15 protein-coding genes and 1 pseudogene are annotated in these 16,028 nt (G+C 67.9%); 8 read left to right on the top strand and 8 right to left on the bottom strand.

The features are described from left to right. The 3 genes and pseudogenes from VI480_RS04800 to VI480_RS04790 all read right to left on the bottom strand — a co-directional run. A pseudogene (locus tag VI480_RS04800) lies at positions 1-491 on the bottom strand (hypothetical protein); the annotation flags it as partial. A 110-nt stretch (positions 492-601) separates the two neighbouring features. Further along, complete coding sequence (locus VI480_RS04795) at positions 602-1,000, bottom strand: type II toxin-antitoxin system VapC family toxin (RefSeq protein ID WP_323671680.1); 399 nt, start codon at positions 998-1,000, stop codon at positions 602-604. Continuing rightward, positions 997-1,254: a type II toxin-antitoxin system VapB family antitoxin gene (locus tag VI480_RS04790; RefSeq protein ID WP_323671679.1), complete on the bottom strand. Its 258-nt coding sequence runs from the start codon at positions 1,252-1,254 to the stop codon at positions 997-999. Before VI480_RS04790 ends, VI480_RS04795 begins: the two co-directional genes overlap by 4 nt. Before the next feature lie 217 nt (positions 1,255-1,471). On the opposite strand from VI480_RS04790, the gene VI480_RS04785 reads away from it, so the two are divergent. Continuing rightward, positions 1,472-2,083, top strand: coding sequence for an NAD(P)-dependent oxidoreductase (locus VI480_RS04785; protein WP_323671678.1), 612 nt, complete (start codon positions 1,472-1,474; stop codon positions 2,081-2,083). After that, on the top strand, positions 2,080-2,592 hold the full coding sequence (locus VI480_RS04780) for a hypothetical protein (protein WP_323671677.1): 513 nt from the start codon (positions 2,080-2,082) through the stop codon (positions 2,590-2,592). The genes VI480_RS04785 and VI480_RS04780 overlap by 4 nt, the downstream gene beginning before the upstream one ends. A gap of 4 nt (positions 2,593-2,596) precedes the next feature. On the opposite strand, the gene VI480_RS04775 is transcribed toward VI480_RS04780, so the two are convergent. The 3 genes from VI480_RS04775 to VI480_RS04765 all read right to left on the bottom strand — a co-directional run bounded on the left by VI480_RS04775 (position 2,597) and on the right by VI480_RS04765 (position 7,073). Then, positions 2,597-5,113 (bottom strand): CaiB/BaiF CoA-transferase family protein, encoded by a 2,517-nt coding sequence (locus VI480_RS04775; RefSeq protein ID WP_323671676.1) that lies wholly within the window; start codon positions 5,111-5,113, stop codon positions 2,597-2,599. 71 nt (positions 5,114-5,184) lie between these two features. After that, on the bottom strand, positions 5,185-5,901 hold the full coding sequence (locus tag VI480_RS04770; RefSeq protein ID WP_323671675.1) for a type 1 glutamine amidotransferase: 717 nt from the start codon (positions 5,899-5,901) through the stop codon (positions 5,185-5,187). Between the two features lie 32 nt (positions 5,902-5,933). After that, on the bottom strand, positions 5,934-7,073 hold the full coding sequence (locus VI480_RS04765; protein WP_323671674.1) for a serine hydrolase domain-containing protein: 1,140 nt from the start codon (positions 7,071-7,073) through the stop codon (positions 5,934-5,936). Between the two features lie 111 nt (positions 7,074-7,184). Between VI480_RS04765 and VI480_RS04760 the strand changes: the two genes are divergently transcribed. Then, the gene (locus tag VI480_RS04760) at positions 7,185-8,117 is read left to right on the top strand and encodes an LLM class flavin-dependent oxidoreductase (protein ID WP_323671673.1); all 933 of its coding nucleotides are present in this window, start codon (positions 7,185-7,187) and stop codon (positions 8,115-8,117) included. 24 nt (positions 8,118-8,141) lie between these two features. Next, a complete protein-coding gene (locus VI480_RS04755; protein WP_323671672.1) occupies positions 8,142-9,854 on the top strand; it encodes an AMP-binding protein in 1,713 nt (570 codons plus the stop codon). A gap of 46 nt (positions 9,855-9,900) precedes the next feature. Here VI480_RS04755 and VI480_RS04750 read toward each other — a convergent pair whose 3' ends face one another. Beyond that, positions 9,901-10,806: a YceI family protein gene (locus tag VI480_RS04750; protein ID WP_323671671.1), complete on the bottom strand. Its 906-nt coding sequence runs from the start codon at positions 10,804-10,806 to the stop codon at positions 9,901-9,903. 28 nt (positions 10,807-10,834) lie between these two features. Here VI480_RS04750 and VI480_RS04745 point away from each other — a divergent pair, with 28 nt between their 5' ends. From VI480_RS04745 to VI480_RS04730, 4 genes are all read left to right on the top strand, one after another. Beyond that, positions 10,835-11,914, top strand: a complete 1,080-nt coding sequence (locus tag VI480_RS04745; protein ID WP_323671670.1) for an IMP dehydrogenase — start codon at positions 10,835-10,837, stop codon at positions 11,912-11,914. A gap of 35 nt (positions 11,915-11,949) precedes the next feature. Continuing rightward, positions 11,950-12,318: a preQ(1) synthase gene (queF, locus tag VI480_RS04740; RefSeq protein ID WP_323671669.1), complete on the top strand. Its 369-nt coding sequence runs from the start codon at positions 11,950-11,952 to the stop codon at positions 12,316-12,318. 54 nt (positions 12,319-12,372) lie between these two features. Continuing rightward, positions 12,373-14,361 (top strand): putative glycoside hydrolase, encoded by a 1,989-nt coding sequence (locus tag VI480_RS04735; protein WP_323671668.1) that lies wholly within the window; start codon positions 12,373-12,375, stop codon positions 14,359-14,361. 87 nt (positions 14,362-14,448) lie between these two features. Beyond that, positions 14,449-15,327, top strand: coding sequence for a haloalkane dehalogenase (locus tag VI480_RS04730; protein WP_323671667.1), 879 nt, complete (start codon positions 14,449-14,451; stop codon positions 15,325-15,327). Positions 15,328-15,465: 138 nt separating this feature from the next. Here the strand turns inward: VI480_RS04730 and VI480_RS04725 are convergent, their stop codons facing one another. After that, positions 15,466-15,990, bottom strand: coding sequence for a 3'-5' exonuclease (locus VI480_RS04725; protein ID WP_323671666.1), 525 nt, complete (start codon positions 15,988-15,990; stop codon positions 15,466-15,468). Between the last annotated feature and the right edge of the window lie 38 nt (positions 15,991-16,028).

Below are 16,028 nucleotides of genomic sequence, written 5' to 3'. Positions count from 1 at the left end.
TTCATGTAGAGGCCGGCCATGACCGTCTTGCCGGCGCCCGGATCGTCAGCGAGCAGGAACCGCAGCGGCTGGCGGGGCAGCATGTGTCCGTAGACGGCTTCGATCTGATGCGGCAGCGGCCGAACCCGGCTGGCATCCAATGCCAAATACGGATCGAACAGGTGCGCCAAGCGGATGCGCCGCGCTTCAGCCGCAAGGCGAAACAGCCGACCGTCGCCGTCGAACGTGAACGATCCTGTCGCCTCAGGCGCCTGCAGCCGCAGCCCCGCTTCATCGGAGCGGAACAGCACCCGCTCGCCCAGCGAGCCGTCCGTCCGCCGATACGTCAAGGTGATCGCCTGGCTGCCATGCCACTGCACAGCCACAGCCGTGACCGCACCCCCCGGCTCCACCCCCACCACCTGCGCCTCCGTGCCAATGTCTTCCAGTCGAGCAAATGGCGAATCAAGCAGGATGCTCTCGTCAGTCTTCGATGTCTCCCTACCGGGCATCAGCGCATCCTCAGATATCTCGCCATCAAACGACACTCTGAACGGCATGGACCTTCAGACTTGGTCGAAGAGCCGCTCCGGCGATGTGAGCGAGCACTCACCAGCGTTGCTCATGTCACGCCGAGCACCGAGCCGACATCGGTGGCGGCAAAGTCGGCGCCCTTGTACAGCAACGGTTCGCCGGACGACTGTGACAGCGCATAGGCGAAGCAGTCGCCGAAGTTCAGCGCAGCGGCGTGACGTCCCTTGCCATAGCGGCGCCATGCTCGGCGCGCTGCGCGCGCTTGGTCTTCGGTCACCGCAACCAATTCGACACCGGCCGTCTCAAGGAGCAGGTCCAGATCGTCGCCGGCCGCCGTTTCTCCCCGACCCTCGGCCACCAGCGCCGCTTCGAGGAAATTCGCTGCCGACATGCGGCATGACTCCGCCTGCGCCAACGCATGCCCGAACCGGCCCGCGTCAGCCTCATCGAAGAGCACAGCCAGCACGGCCGACGTGTCCACGATCACCGCGGCAGACCGTGCTCGTCGTAGAGCCAATCACCGTGCTCGATCGCAGAGGGACCCGCGGCGAGACGGCTTGCACACCGCTGGCCGATGGCGAACAGCTCGTTCGCACGAGCCTCGACACCGCGTCGGCGCCGTTCGCGCTCCAACCGTTCGCGCAGTGCGTGGGTGATCGCGCCCGTCTTGCTCTCACCCATCATCTCGGCAAGTTCCTCAGCCAGTCGGCAGGTTTCCTCGTTCTTGATGTTCAGGCTCACAGTACCAGCGTAGGGTAGAAGTGCATACTCCGTGTCTACCCCAAGAAGCTACGCAGGCAGGTCGATGGGCAGCCGCACATCCGCGCAGGAGTGAAGCCTGTGGTCCCGGAACCGCGCAGAGCAGAGCCACCTGAGACGCGGACCATCTCGCCAGTAGCTTGCTGCGGGCAGTCGCGGCACTGACGAACGGCGTCGCTGTACCGATTGAGGAGCCGCTGTGCATGTCATCATCTTCGGAGCGACCGGCAAGACGGGCCAGCATGCAGTTCGCAGAGCGCTTGATGACGGCCATGAGGCGACAGCCTTCGGGCGTTCGGTGGAACGGCTGGGTGCCGAGGACCGCTTGACGCTCGCGCGAGGCGACGTCTTCGACGCTGAGGTCGTCGCAGATGCCGTCGCCGGCCACGATGCCGTCATCGTGTGCCTCGGCAGCACGAATCTGCGGGACCGGACGACGCTGACGCGCGGAACGCGGCACATCGTCGACGCTGCCGACCGTCACGGTGTCGGCCGGCTCGTCGTGGTGTCGGCGGCGGGCGTCGGCGAGAGCTGGGTCCAGATTCCGATCAGCTCGAAACTCATGTTCAAGACCATGCTGCGGAACGTCTTCGCCGACCATCAAGCCCAAGAAGAAGTCGTGCGCCGGAGCAACGCGGACTGGACCATCGTCCGAGCCGCGGTGCTGTCCGACAAGCTGGAAAGCCGATCTGTCACCGCGTCCAATGCGGGCCGGACGAAGCGCATCCACCGCGCCGCCCTCGCCGGCTTTCTCGTCGATCAGCTCGACGACAGCACCTACAGCCGTCAAGCCATCACGGTGACGTCATGACCCGCGTCATGACGCCCAGCGAGCGGCTGGCAGCCATCCGGACGATTCACGACTCGCCGCTGCGCATCGTGCTGTCGGTGACCGGCGGCGGGATGCTGGCCGTCAGCGACCTGCTGACGGTGCCGGGCGGCTCGCGCACGATCCTCGAGGCCGGCGTGCCGTATTCGGTGAAGTCGCTGTATGAGCTGATGGGTTCGGAGCTGGAGCCGCATGTGTCCGATGAGGCCGCTCTGGCGATGGCCGACGGCTGCTTGGCCCGGGCGCAGTACCTGGTCTCGACGCCCAAGCCGGGCACTGAGCCGTGGCCGCTGGCGGGCATCTCGTGCACGGCTGCGCTGGTGACCGATCCGCCCCGGCGCGGTGAGGACCGGGCCCACATCGCAGCCGTCAGCGACTCGGGCACGCGCATCGCCCGCAAGATCACGTACGAAACCGACGACCGCATCGAACAGGACCGCGAGACCTCCGACGCGATCCTCTCGCTCCTTGCAGAGGTGGCCGCCGGCTGACCGGCTACTGGAACAGGCCGTCGCCGATGCCTTCGGCGATCTCCTCCGGCGAGTAGCCGGCATCGGCCCAGACGTCGAAGTTGTGCTCGCCGAGATACGCCGGGCTGAGATGGCGGGGCGTCCAGCGCCGGCCGTTCCACAACCCCGCGAACGCGTCAACGGTCCGCTCGCCGAAGACTGCATGATCCACCGCTTGCCAGAAGCCCCGGTCGGCGTGCTGGGGATCGTCGGTGAACAGTTGGTGTGAGTCCTGCACCGGCCCCGCCGGCACACCGGCACCCTGCAGGGCATCGGCTGCTTCAGCTGCGGTGCGACCGGCAGACCACTCCCCCAGCACGGCATCGATCATCGACCTGCGGTCCCGGCGGGCTGCCTCGGTGACGAGCGACGGATCGTCAAGCCGGGGATCGGCAAGCAAGCCGACGAGCCCGAGCCACTGCGCCGGCTCGGTCACCGTCACCGCCACGAAGCCGTCGCCCGTCGCGTACACCTCGTTGGGCACATGGTCGGCAATGCCGTCGCGGTTGCCCTCAGGCCGCGGCGGCAGCACGCCAGCCGATTGGCGGATGATCGCGGCGCCGATCGCGTAGGTGCCCACTTCGAGCTGTGCCATGTCGATGCGTTGCCCCTCACCGGTTCGCTCGCGGGCGTACAACGCGCCCACGGTCGAGACCGCCGCGGCGAATCCGGCCAAGTGATCATTGAGCGAGAAGCCCGGCCCCACGTCGCCGCGGTCGGCAAAGTTGGTCAGGTGGGTGATGCCGCACACCGCATGCACGGTGGGCGCGTACGAGATGACATGGCGCCACGGTCCGTCGTGGCCGCAGCCCGACATCGTCACGTAGACAAGCCGCGGGTTCCACTGGTGCGCGGTTTCCCAGTCGAGACCCCACGAGTCGAGCACGCCGGCGCTGAAGTTCTCGATGAGCACATCGCACGTCTCGATCAGCCGCCGCGCTGCCGCCAAGGCGTCGGGATGCTTCATGTCCAGCGTGGCGCTGCGCTTGGAGCGGTTCCACACGAAGTAGTAGGGGAAGTCCGGGGAGTTGACGAGGGTCGAGCGCTCCTCGCTCTGGATGCGGATCACGTCGGCACCGAGGTCGCCCAGCAGCTTGGTGGCCGACGGTCCGGCCAGCACCCAGGTGAAGTCGGCCACACGGATCCCGTCCAGCGGGCGCCGGTCGTCGGCGTCGTTCCCCGACGACGCTGCTCCGGCCACGCTGCCGATGTCGCCATTGCGAGCTTCGCCCGCGGGCGCAGCCCACAACGCCAATATCTCCTCGAGCGACGTGTCCGCAGCGGCTGGGGTGCCGGGCGGCACGGATCCGGATCGACCCGTATCGCTCCATCGCACCAAGCGCGCCGGCAACGTCACCGAACCGGCGGCGCTGCCTGTGCCTGTGTCCATCGATCGGGCCGATACCAGTGAACCGTTCGCAGCGGTCCGGCCGGGCGGCAGGACGTCGGCGAAGAACTCCCGGTGCGCGAACTGCGGGTTCGCGCAGACCTCAGCGATGCCGAGCACCCCGCCGAAGGCCACATGCCGCTCCTGCGCTTCCCACCAGACCTCGCGCGCATCCTGCGGAGCGATCCAGCGCCGGACGGCATCCATAACCTCGTCCACGCTGAGCAGCAGCTCGCCGGGGTCGATTCCGATCCACTTGTCGACTTCGTCGGATCCCGTCTCGACCATCCACTCCAGCAGCAGGTCGGGTGTCGGCGTCGGCGTGATCATGACGTAGCCGCCGTCGCCGCCCACACACTCCGCCAAGTCGTAGGCACGCAGCCAGTGCAGCGCCCCTTGGCGCGGGGCCACCTTGGGCAGCGGCAGCACGTCGTCGAAGAAGTACTGCATGAACAGGTTCTCGATCGAACCGGTCACCGTCTCGTGGACGGACAGGTCGAGATGCGCGCCCCGGCCCGTCGAGCGGGCCGACAATGCCGCCGCAACGCCCGAGGCCGCCGCCACGAAGCCCGCGTAGTTGTACGCCTGGCGGCCCCAGACGTTGAGCGGGCGGTCAGCGAGGCCCGTCAGCCCCATCATCCCGCCCATCGCAGCGGCCACGAGGTCGGAGCCGAGCCACTGCGCCCGCGGGCCGGTGCGCCCGAATGGCGTGATCGACACCTGCACGAGCGCTGGGTTGTCGGTGCTGATGTCGGGGTAGTCAATACCCGCGTCGGCCAGCCTGCCGGGGCGCTCGGTCTCTACGACCATGTCGGCAGCGTCAGCCAATCGGCGGTAGGCGTCTTGACCTTCAGCGGTGCTCAGGTCCACACGGCAGCGGCGCTTGCCGCCGTCGTACCACCAGTCGGCGACACCGCCCAGCGCTGCCGCAGCCGGATCGGCCAGCGGCAGGCCCGGTGCTCCGGTGCCGACCCTCACCACGTCGGCGCCCAACTCGGTCAGCAGTTTCGTCGCGAACCGGCCTGCGTCGCCGGTCAGGTCGACGACACGCAGTCCCGACAGCGCCCCGTGGACGGTCGAGGAGTCGCGACCATGAGGGTTGGCGGGCTGATTCATGACGGCCCGAAGCTAGCCCCGACGTTCGCGGCACACGATGGTGAGGCGGACCACTGCCGGCCTCCCGCCCGCTAGTCGAATGCTGCCGCCATGAAGTTGCGGTACAGCTGCTCGGCGTCGGCGGCGAAACCGACCATGGCGCGGTCGGCGTCGGCGGCGAGCGCGTCCAGCGAGCCGGGCCCGAGCGTCGACTCCAGGGCCTCTCGGTAGGCGTCGATGGCACCCCAATTGCGCACCGTGTCGTCCTCCACCTCGACGTGGTACTGCATCGACCAGGCCCGCGGCCCGACCCGCATCGCCTGCACACGGCACTCCGGCGAGCTGGCGAGCACGACCGCATCGTCGGGCGGCTGCGCCACCTGCACCGAGTGCCACTGCAGCGCGTGCTGGCGGTCGCTCATCTGGCGGAAGATCGGGTCGCTGCGGCCCTCCGGCGTGAGATCCACGGCCAGCACGCCGATCTCAGGCGGGCGCTGCGGGCCGCAGGTTCCGCCGAGCGCATCGGCCAGCAGCTGATGCCCCAGGCACAGCCCCAAGAACGGTCGCTGCAGCTCGCGCACCCAGCGGCGGATGGCCCGCTTCTCGGGCACCAGCCAGGGGCAGTCCTCCACGTCCCACACGTCCATCGGGCCGCCCATCACCCACATGGCGTCGAAGTCCTCCAGCGGCGGGATGGGCTCCCCTTCGTCGAGCTCGACGGCGGTCCATTCGACGCCGTCGGCCCGCAGGAAGTCGCGCAGCCGGCCCGGATGCTCGCAGTCGATGTGCTGCAGTACCAGGAGTCGCATCGTCCGCGTTGCTACCACGTCCGCGACGGGGGTCAGTCCGGGGTGGTGCAGAGACCCGCGAGGCTGCCGATCGCAGTGTCGCGGCGGGGCTGGCGCACTTCGTGCTCGTCGTAGCCGTTGGTGGTGTAGCCGAGCGACAGCCCGGTGGCCGGATCGCCCCAGGCGAGCTGCCCGCCGGCGCCGTTGTGCCCGAATGCCATCGGCGACACGGTCCGGCCCAGCCCGCGCATGTTCGACAGGCCGTCGTCGCCGGCCAGGAACAGCCCGATCGAGCGGTTGGCGGGCATGCCCATGGGGTCGGGCAGGGTGTTGCGCACCTCGCCGGTGCCCGTGGCCAGCATCGCAGGGTCCCAGAGTTCGCCGGGGTTGTGGAGCAGGCCCTGGTAGAAGAGCGCCAGGTCGACCGCAGTGCCGAACCCCCCGCCGCCCGGCACGCCCACCTCGCGCACCGACGGCTCGTTGAATCGCAGGATTGCCTCGTTGGTGACCTCGGTCATGGGCAGTTCACGCACGCCGAACGTCGCTTCGAGCTCGTCGGGCGTGGCCGGCTCTCCCACCAGGATCAGCTCCGCTATGCCGTCCTGGTCGTCGGCAGCCAAGCCCAGCAGTCGACCCAGCCCCAGCGGGCCGGTGACACGCTCGTGCACCTCGTCGCGGAAATCGTTGCCGGTGACAGCGTTGATGATCTCTGCAAGCACCCAGTGCGCCGAGGTTGGGTGGTACTCGTAGCGAGTGCCGGGCTCCCAGTTGAGCCGCCAGTTCGCCATGGCTGCCAGCCGCGACTCCGAGGTGTCCCACGCTGGCGGCTTCAGCGGGGCGTGCGGGAAGCCCGACGTGTGCAGCATCACCTGCTCCACCGTGATCTGGTCCTTGCCATTCTCGCCGAACGCCGGCACGTAGCTGGCTGCGGTGGCGTCGAGTTCCACCACCCCCTCGCTGATGAGCTGCCACATCGTCGATGCAACGAACGGCTTGGTGGCCGAGAAGATGCAATAGCGGGTCTCGTCAGTGGCATCGCCGTAGGTGGCCTGCGCAACGATCTCGCCTTCGAATCCGACAGCCACCTGGCAGCTCGGCAGCAGGCCCGACTCCACCTCGCGCTTGCAGCGGTCGAGCAGAGCGTCGATGCGGGACGGTTGGGCTGTGGTTGCAGAGTCAGTTGTTGTGCTCACGGCCTTGGCCTAGCACCCGCGGCTACCGTCTCGCTCCACAGGAGCGGCAAGCCCCGGGCTCGAGCGGCCCGTGAGCGAAGCTCACATGAGCGGGAAACACAGGGGGACGCAATGAGCGACAGCACACCGGCCAACGGCAAGATCGAGTTCGGGCTGGCAATTCGTCGCAGCGACGACATTGCGGGGGCAGCGCGTGAGATCGAAGCGCTCGGCTACGACTACGCCACCACCGGCGAGCACGTGTTCTTCCACGTGCCGACGTCGAACGGCTTCATCTCGCTGGCGGTCGCAGCGGGCGCCACCACCACGCTCAAGCTGATGACATCGATCACGCTCATCCCGCTCTACCCGGCGGCGCTGTGCGCCAAGCTCGCGGCCTCACTCGATGTGGCCTCGGGTGGTCGCTTCCACCTCGGCGTCGGCGTGGGCGGCGAGATGCCCTCGGAGTTCGAGGCGTGCGGCGTGCCGGTGCGCGAACGTGGCGCCCGGACCAATGAGGCGCTTGAGATCATGCGGCGGTTGTTCACCGAAGACGACGTCACGTTCGAGGGCCGCTTCAACACCCTGAACGGCGTCACGCTGGCTCCCAAGCCGGCATCGCCGCCGCCGGTGTGGGTTTCAGGCAGGCAGGATGCCGCGTGGCGACGGGCAGCACGCTACGGCGACGGCTGGCTGCCGTACATGTACACGCCCGAGCGGCTCGCGCAGTCAATCGAGGCAATCGCCGGCTACCGGGAAGACGAAGGCAACCCGACGCCGGTCGAGCCCGGCCTGTTCGTGTTCTTCTGCTGTCACGAAGACAACGACACGGCTGTCAAGTACGCCGCCGAGCGGCTGTCCAAGCAGTACGCGCAAGACTTTTCGCAGCTCGTTCACAAGTTCGCCATCGCGGGCGATCCCGACCGCTGCGAGGCGAGGCTGCGCGAGTACATCGACGCCGGCGCGCGCACCGTCGTGTTGAGCGCCGCCTCGCCCATGAGCTACATCGAAGAGAGTGAACGATTCTGGGCAGCGGAGGTGCTTCCGCGCTTCCGCGAGGGCTAGGCCCAGTCGCCGAAAGGGACACCGATGTCCGCAAAGCGATTCTTCGAGACGACGCTGGCATCGGAGCGCATCGACGAGTTGAGCGCTTCGGGAGCGTGGCCGAACCGGCTGCTCGACGAGCGGATCGACAGGTGGACTGCCGAGCGGGCCGGCGAGCCGGTCATCACCGATCGCTTCGGCACCATGACCTGGGGCGAACTCGGCGCCGACATCGATGCCGTCAGCAAGGGCCTGCTGGAGATCGGCGTCCGTCCCGGCACGGTCGTCCAGCTGCAGCTGCCGAATTGGCGCCACTTCGTGGTGACGGCGGTGGCATGCGACCGCATCGGAGCGGTGGTGAACCCGGTGGCACCGATCTTCCGGCACAACGAGCTCACGGTGATGAGCGAACTCGGCCGGCCGATGGTGGTGGTCACCGCCGACAGCTACCGGGGCTTCAAGCTCGCCGAGATGCACGCCGAGCTGCGCGAGCGCTGCGAATGGGTCACCGAGTTGGTGGTGGTGCCATCGCCCGAGACCTTGCAGTCGGATGCCGACGGGGACGAGTCGTGGCTGCCGGAGGGCGCGATCACCTGGGAGGACCTGGTCGAGGAAGGCCGGTTCTCGTCGTACGACCGCGCCGCCGTCGACCTGTGCCGGCCGGGGCCCAATGACGTGTGCGAGATGATGTTCACCTCGGGCACTACCGGCCTGCCCAAGGGCGTCATGCACACCCACAACATCCTGTCGGTGGCCGTCGATGCCTTCCTCGACACGGTGTGCGAGGGGCTCGATCCGCACCCTGGCGCCGGCGCGCCGCAGGCATACGTCACCCACATGGCCTCCACCCTGGGCCACCAGACCGGCTACTTGTACGGGATGCGGCTGCCGCTCTACACCGGCGGCCACGTCGTCATGCAGGACGTGTGGGACCCGGTGGAGTTCGTGGGGCTCATCGGCCAACACCGGATCCAGCTGTCGATGGGTGCAACGCCATTCCTCGCCGATGTGCTCAACGTCGATGATCTGGCCGGCTACGACCTGTCCACGTGGCAGCGATTCCTGTGTGCGGGTGCAGCGATCCCGCGCCCGGTGCTCGAACGTGCGCTCGAGTTGTTGCCCGATTGCGTGGTGATGCCTGGCTGGGGCATGACCGAAACCGGCCTGTTGACCGTGGGCCGGCCCAGCGACCCGCTCGAGCGCCGGCTCACCGACGGCCGCGCCGTGGACGACAACAAGGTGCGGGTGATCGACGAAACCGGCCAGGCAGTAACCGACGCCGAGGGCGACCTGCAATGCCGCGGCAGCGCGCTGTTCGCCGGCTACATGGCCGGGCGGGAGTTCACTGAGCAGTCCTGGACAGAAGGCTGGTTCGACACCGGCGACCGGGCGGTCATGAACAGCGACGGGTACATCAGCATCGCGGGCCGTACGAAGGACTTGGTGATCCGCGGCGGCGAGAACGTCCCTGTCAAGGAAGTCGAAGATGTCCTGCTGCGACACCCAGGCGTCGGTGTCGTCGCCATCGTCGCCAAGCCTCATGAACGACTCGGCGAGATCGGCTGCGCGTTCGTTCAGCCCGTCGGCGAGGCGCCGACACTGGCTGAGCTCACGGAATTCCTGGGCGACCAACAGGTGACGCGCCAGTTCTGGCCTGAGGAACTCGTGATCGTCGACGAGTTCCCGATGACGCCGAGCGGCAAGATCCAGAAGTACCGGCTGCGCGAACGCTTCGATGAGGAGCGCCGCTGTATCTGACGGTTCCGACGCCCAACGGCGCCGATCCGTCCGACGCTTCAGACGCTCAAGAGCGTCTGAACAGCAGCTGGAACTCCATGATTCCGTGATCTTCGGCCGACAGCACGATGGGCACCTGCGGCACGGTCACGTCGAAGTCGGCGAAGGTGATCTCGACCGAGCCGACGACGGCGATGACGCTGCCGACGAACTGGGCTTCGATGTCGATGGTCACTGGCTGGGTGATGCCGTTGACCGTCAGGTCGCCCGATGCCATGAGGCTGATGGACCCGCCGAGTTCCACGGCGCCGTCGATGTGCAATTCCTCGGTGAGCGAGAACGTGGCCGTGGGGTGCTGAGAGGTGCCCAGTGCTCGCTGGACCGCGCCATCGCGGCGGCTGTCGTCGGTCCGGAGCGTGGTCAGGTCAACCTCAATCTCCACGGAAGTCACAGATTCCTCGGCGATCACCAACGTGCCGCTGACATCGCCGGTGCGGCCTACGGCTGTGAATGCGCCGATGCGCGCCAGCTCCTCGTCAACGCGAAAGCCAGCGAACGAGCCAGTGGCGTCATCCAGGGTGAATTCCCCGGTCTCGGCATCCACTGCCCACGTGCCGTCCAGCTCCGCTGTCGAAGTCATTGCGGCGTCAGCTGCCGCGGCCGCGTCGCTATCGCCGTCGCTTGCTCCCGATACACCAGCGCTGTCGCCGTCGTCCACGCCCGCGGCGTCGCCGTCTGCGGCATCGGGGGCAGCGTCATCGTTCCCGGCGACCTCACTGCTCGCCGCCGCAGTGGTCGGCGACGCTGGGGGATCTGGGTTTTCTTGCGCCTGTTCGGCGACTTCGACCGCTTCAGCCAGGCTGACCTCTTCGGGGGCATCGCCGAGCACGCGCCAGACGCCGACAATCGCCGCTGCTGCGACGATCGCGAGCAGCACGAGCACCGTCACTACCGTCCGGCGCCGGGGGCTCATGGCGGCTCACGGTAGCTTGGGGCCGCTCATGAAACTGCGCGACCTGAGAACCGGACTGACCTTCGACGACGTGCTGATCGTGCCGCAGCGGTCGTCGATCCGCAGCCGTAGCCACGTGTCAGTGCGAACTCGCCTGTCCCGCAGTATCCCGCTGGATCTGCCGGTGATCGCCGCCAACATGGACACGGTCTGCGAGCACGAGATGGCGATCGCCATGGGCCGTCTCGGCGGCGCCGGCATCGTCCACCGGTTCATGCCAATCGACGCGCAAGCAGCCCAGATCGCCGCGATCAAGAACGCCGACGACGGCTCACTGGTCGCCGGCGGCGCCGTGGGCACCGACCACGACATGGGAGACCGGGCCAAGGCGCTGGTGGCGGCCGGAGCCGATGTGCTGGTGCTCGACATCGCACACGGTCACGCCGACCACGCCATCGACGGGGTGCGCCGCCTGAAGGACCACTTCGCCGACACCGACGTGATCGCCGGCAACGTGGCCACCATCGACGGCGCGATCGACATGGCCGAAGCCGGCGCCGACGCGATCAAGGTGGGCGTCGGACCGGGCGGGGTCTGCACCACCAGGCTGGTGGCCGGCGTCGGCGTGCCGCAGCTGTCTGCGACCGACAGCGTGGTCAACGGGCTGGCCGACGCGGGGTTTGACGTGCCAGTGATCGCCGACGGCGGCATCAGGACTTCCGGCGACATCGCCAAGGCGCTGGCCGTCGGTGCCGAGACCGTGATGATCGGCAGCATGCTCGCCGGAACGAAGGAGAGTCCCGGCGAGGTCGAGCAGGGCCCGCACGGGCTGCGCAAGCGCATCCGCGGCATGGCCAGCTTCGAAGCAATCGAGGCCCGAGCCGAGCGCCACGGCGAGGAAATCGACGACGAGTACTTCGAGCAGCGGGCGCCTGAAGGCGTCGAAGGCACCGTGCCCTACCGGGGCGAGGCGGGCAAGCTGATCGGCGAGCTGATGGCCGGCCTGCGCAGCGCCATGAGCTACACCAACGCCCGCAGCCTGGCGGAATTCACCGAGCGCACCGAGTTTGTCGCTGTGACGCCGCTCGGGTTGGCGGAGAACACCCCGCACGCCACCCTGTCGTACTGACGGGTACCTCTGCCCGCCAGCCGAGGAGTTCCGACATGGGAAGCGAACCGTCCAGAGACCTGATCGCGCTCGACGACCCCTACCCCGACCGCGACTACGAGGTGCGCTGCACCACGCCGGAGCTGACCTGCGTGTGCCCCGTCACCGGGCAGCCCGACTACGCCACAGTCGACATCGCGTACGTCCCCGATCGTCGCATCGTCGAGCTGAAGTCGCTCAAGCTCTACCTGTGGAGCTACCGGGACGAGCCGGTTCATCACGAAGCCATCACCAACCGCATCCTCGACGACCTGGTGGCGGCCGTCGCCCCCAAGCAGGCCACGGTTGAAACGCGCTGGCTGGTGCGGGGCGGCATCACCACGACGGTCACGGCCCGCCATCCCGCCCAGGCATCTCTGGGCTGAAGCGGCGGCACGCCTGACCGAAGGCCATCTGGCGGCCTCAATACACTCGATCCGATGCCATTGTTGGCGCCCGCCGACAGGCGCATTCTGCGCGAACTGCTCAGCCGTGGGGGGACGGCTGAGATCGGCGAGATCAGCGCGGCTGTGGCGCTGGACAGCCAGACGGTGCAGACCTCGCTCGGCACCCTGCAGGAATCGGGCATCGTGTCGCAGACCGGCTCAGTGCCGGGGCTGCGGGGAGCACGCTGGTCGCTCACCCGACACGGCCACGAAGTGGGGCCGTCGCTGGTCGGCAGCGATCTCGCCGGCGGCCCCGATGGGCACGAGGCAACCGGTCCGACCGACCCCGCCGAGGGCTGGGGCTTTCCGTGGCGGCCGCCGAAGCCCGAAGCGCCGCTCTATGCGACCGGCCTGAGCCGGCGGGCGCGCCGAGCGGCCGACCGCGCCGTCATCGGCATCGCCGGGCCGCCGCCCAGGCGCCGTGGCCGGGGCCGCGTGATCGTCGCGATGTTGCTGATCGCTGCCACCATCGGTGTGGGTTTCGTGGCGATGAATGCGCTGCGCGTCACCGAGATCACCGTCTCGGGCATCAACGACGGCGCGATGCTGCGCCCGGCTGGGCTGGCCGGGACTGTCCTGGAGTTCAGCATCGACGGCGGTGATGTCACCTCCGCACAGATGCTGCTCGACGGCTTCCCGGTGAGCGGAGTGCAGCGCTACGACAACCGGATCGTGTGGCCGGTGCCGGAGCTGACCGAAGGCGCTCACATCGTGACGCTCGATGTCGATCGACGCTTCTTCGGCACGGCAACGGCAGCGGTTACGTTCACGGTTGACGGGACGCCTCCAGCGGTCGAGCTGCCGAGGGTCTTCGAGCCAGTGGCATTGGATGAGCCGGTGGTGTTGGCCGGGTCGGTCGAGCCGGGCGTATCGCTGCAGATCGGAGATCAACGCGTCGATACGGCTTCGGGCTCATTCAGCCTCACCTTGCCGAGCCCGCCCGGCGGCCCGGTGCCGGTGATCGCCACTGACGCTGCCGGGAACACCACCGAGTTCGACGTCATCGTGCCCATCGGCTACCCGCACACCACGGGAGTTCACGTCACGGCAGCTGCATGGGACCACGACGGGCTGCGCGAGTCGGTAGTGGAGCTCATCGAGCAAGGCCGCATCAACGCAGTACAGCTCGATCTGAAGGACGAGGACGGCCGCATCGGCCACCGCACCGAGGTCCGGCTGGCGCAGCTGTCAGGTGCGTCGAGAGAGCTCTACGACCTGCGGGAAGCCATCGAGGAGCTGCACGACCTCGGCGTACGGGTCATCGGGCGCATTGTGGCCTTCAGGGATCCGACGCTGGCCCGCTACGCCACGGCCAGCGGCGACCGCGACTGGGTACTGCAGACGCCCGACGGCAGGCCACTGTCGAACTACGGCGGGTTTACCAACTTCAACCACCCGATCGTGCGGCAATACAACCTGGACATTGCCGCCGAGGCAGCCGCAGCCGGCATCGACGACATCTTGTGGGACTACATGCGCCGGCCCGAAGGCGACCTGAGCGGCATGCGGATTCCCGGCTGGGATGGCAGCGACCCGTCGCCGGTCATCGTGAGCTTCCTGGCCGAGGCAAATTCCATGCTGCGCGAGGCGCAGGTGTTCCACGGTGTCTCGGTGTTCGGCATCGCGGCAGACCGCGGCGAGTGGGTGGCGCAGGACATCGGCGCCATGTCCGACCACGTCGACTATGTGGCGCCCATGGTGTATCCGTCGCACTGGGGGCGCGGTGAGTACGGCGTGGTCCACCCAGAGGCGCAGCCCTACGACATCACCAGGGCCTCACTGGCCCAATTCCAGCGCGTGCTTGCCGGCACCAACACAGCCGTCGTGCCGTGGCTGCAGGATTTCTCGATGCGGGTGAACTACGGCCCCGCAGAGGTGCGCGCCCAGATCGATGCCGCAGCCGACCTCGGCATCAGCGACTGGCTGCTGTGGGATCCCCAGGTCACCTACACCAACGAGGGCATCCCCGTCTCGTACCGCTAGCCACGAAGGCAGCCTGAGCATCGGTGGGACGGGGCGGGCATGATGTGGCGCCGATCCGGCGCACCCCCACAACCCCGAGGAGCACCCATGGCCACCCTCTCTGCCGAACCGCTGTCCAAGTCCTACGCCACCGTCAACGGCAAGCAGATGGCGTACCACGACTCCGGATCGGGCGATCCGGTCGTGTTCCTGCACGGCAACCCGACGTCGTCGTACCTGTGGCGCAACATCGTGCCCCACGTGCGGCCGCACGCTCGGGTCGTGGTGCCTGACCTGATCGGCCAGGGCGACTCCGACAAGCTGGACGACACCGGGCCCGACTCGTACCGCTTCGTGGAGCACCGCGAGTACCTCGACGGCCTGCTCGACCAGCTCGACCTGGGCGACAGCATCACGTTCGTGATCCACGACTGGGGATCGGCGCTCGGCTTCGACTGGGCCAACCGGCACCGTGACCGCGTCGCGGGTCTCTGCTACATGGAGGCCATCGTGCGGCCGATGAGCTGGGCGGAGTGGCCCGAAGCAGCGGCCGGCATCTTCCAGGGCTTCCGGTCGCCCGCCGGCGAGGAGATGGTCATCACCAAGAACCTGTTCGTTGAAGCGGTGCTGCCCGGCTCGATCCAGCGCAAGCTGTCCGATGAGGAGATGAACGAGTACCGACGCCCGTTCGTCGAGCCAGAGCACCGGCGTCCCACCCTCACGTGGCCGCGCCAGATCCCGATCGAGGGCGAGCCGGCCGACGTCACCCAGATCGTGCTCGACTACGGCGAATGGCTGGCCGGCTCAGACGTGCCGAAGCTGCTGGTCAACGCCGATCCGGGCGCGATTCTCAACGGCCCTCAGCTGGAGTACTGCCGCACCTGGCCGAACCAGACCGAGGTGACCGTCGCGGGCAATCACTTCTGCCAGGAAGACAGCCCCGACGAGATCGGCCAAGCCATCGCTGACTGGCTCGCCAACCGCTGAGCTGGCACACTCTCGATTCAGCCAGCCGCACAGCTCAGTCAGCCACACAGCCGCGCTACTGAATGGACGCCTCCTACGCTCCATTCTGGACGGCATTCACCAGTCGTTTTGAACGCCGACGCCGGTGTGCTCGTCAGCTCAAGAACTGATACGACAACCCGTCGATGCGTTCGCCAGTACCGGAATCCGCGGATGCAGCGCGGCGGCGAGCCGTGCCGTCACTCGGGCGTCAACCAGGGCGCGATGCTGGGTTTCGTACGGTATGCCGAAATGCGCGCAGGCTTGCGAGAGGGTCAGCTTCGTCGCGCGGTAGGTGCAGTAGCCGTTCCCTGGATGAAACGCGACACCCGCGCGCTCCAACTCCTGGCGCAGGAACCTGACATCGAACGGCAGATTGTGGGCGACCAGCGTCGCTCCGTGCAGCCGCGGCACCAGCGTGTCGACCAGCTCCTCGAACGTCGGCGCCGCTTCGACCATCGACTGCGAAATGCCGTGGACGTGCGTCGGGCCCACCCCTCGCATCGGATTGACGAGCGACTCGAACTCGTCGACGACGTCGCCGCTGTTCACGTCGAGCTCGACAGCGGCGATCTCCACGATGCGATCGTGCCGTGCGAAACCCGTCGTCTCGCAGTCGACTGCCACAATCCGGTCCAGGCTCACTCCTGCCTCCTCATCTCGCTATCGCCTACTGGCTGCGT

Origin of the sequence: Candidatus Poriferisodalis multihospitum (genome assembly GCF_028283155.1) — a bacterium.
GTDB lineage: Bacteria > Actinomycetota > Acidimicrobiia > Acidimicrobiales > Poriferisodalaceae > Poriferisodalis > Poriferisodalis multihospitum.
This window is presented reverse-complemented; position numbering and strand designations above follow the sequence as displayed.

Excerpts from the sequence above, each read along its gene's own strand:
- VI480_RS04735 (WP_323671668.1), top strand. The coding sequence starts at position 12,373 with ATGCCATTGTTGGCGCCCGCCGACAGGCGCATTCTGCGCGAACTGCTC.
- VI480_RS04780 (WP_323671677.1), top strand. The coding sequence starts at position 2,080 with ATGACCCGCGTCATGACGCCCAGCGAGCGGCTGGCAGCCATCCGGACG.
- VI480_RS04730 (WP_323671667.1), top strand. The coding sequence starts at position 14,449 with ATGGCCACCCTCTCTGCCGAACCGCTGTCCAAGTCCTACGCCACCGTC.
- VI480_RS04755 (WP_323671672.1), top strand. The coding sequence starts at position 8,142 with ATGTCCGCAAAGCGATTCTTCGAGACGACGCTGGCATCGGAGCGCATC.
- VI480_RS04770 (WP_323671675.1), bottom strand. The coding sequence starts at position 5,901 with ATGCGACTCCTGGTACTGCAGCACATCGACTGCGAGCATCCGGGCCGG.
- queF (WP_323671669.1), top strand. The coding sequence starts at position 11,950 with ATGGGAAGCGAACCGTCCAGAGACCTGATCGCGCTCGACGACCCCTAC.
- VI480_RS04775 (WP_323671676.1), bottom strand. The coding sequence starts at position 5,113 with ATGAATCAGCCCGCCAACCCTCATGGTCGCGACTCCTCGACCGTCCAC.
- VI480_RS04750 (WP_323671671.1), bottom strand. The coding sequence starts at position 10,806 with ATGAGCCCCCGGCGCCGGACGGTAGTGACGGTGCTCGTGCTGCTCGCG.
- VI480_RS04745 (WP_323671670.1), top strand. The coding sequence starts at position 10,835 with ATGAAACTGCGCGACCTGAGAACCGGACTGACCTTCGACGACGTGCTG.
- VI480_RS04760 (WP_323671673.1), top strand. The coding sequence starts at position 7,185 with ATGAGCGACAGCACACCGGCCAACGGCAAGATCGAGTTCGGGCTGGCA.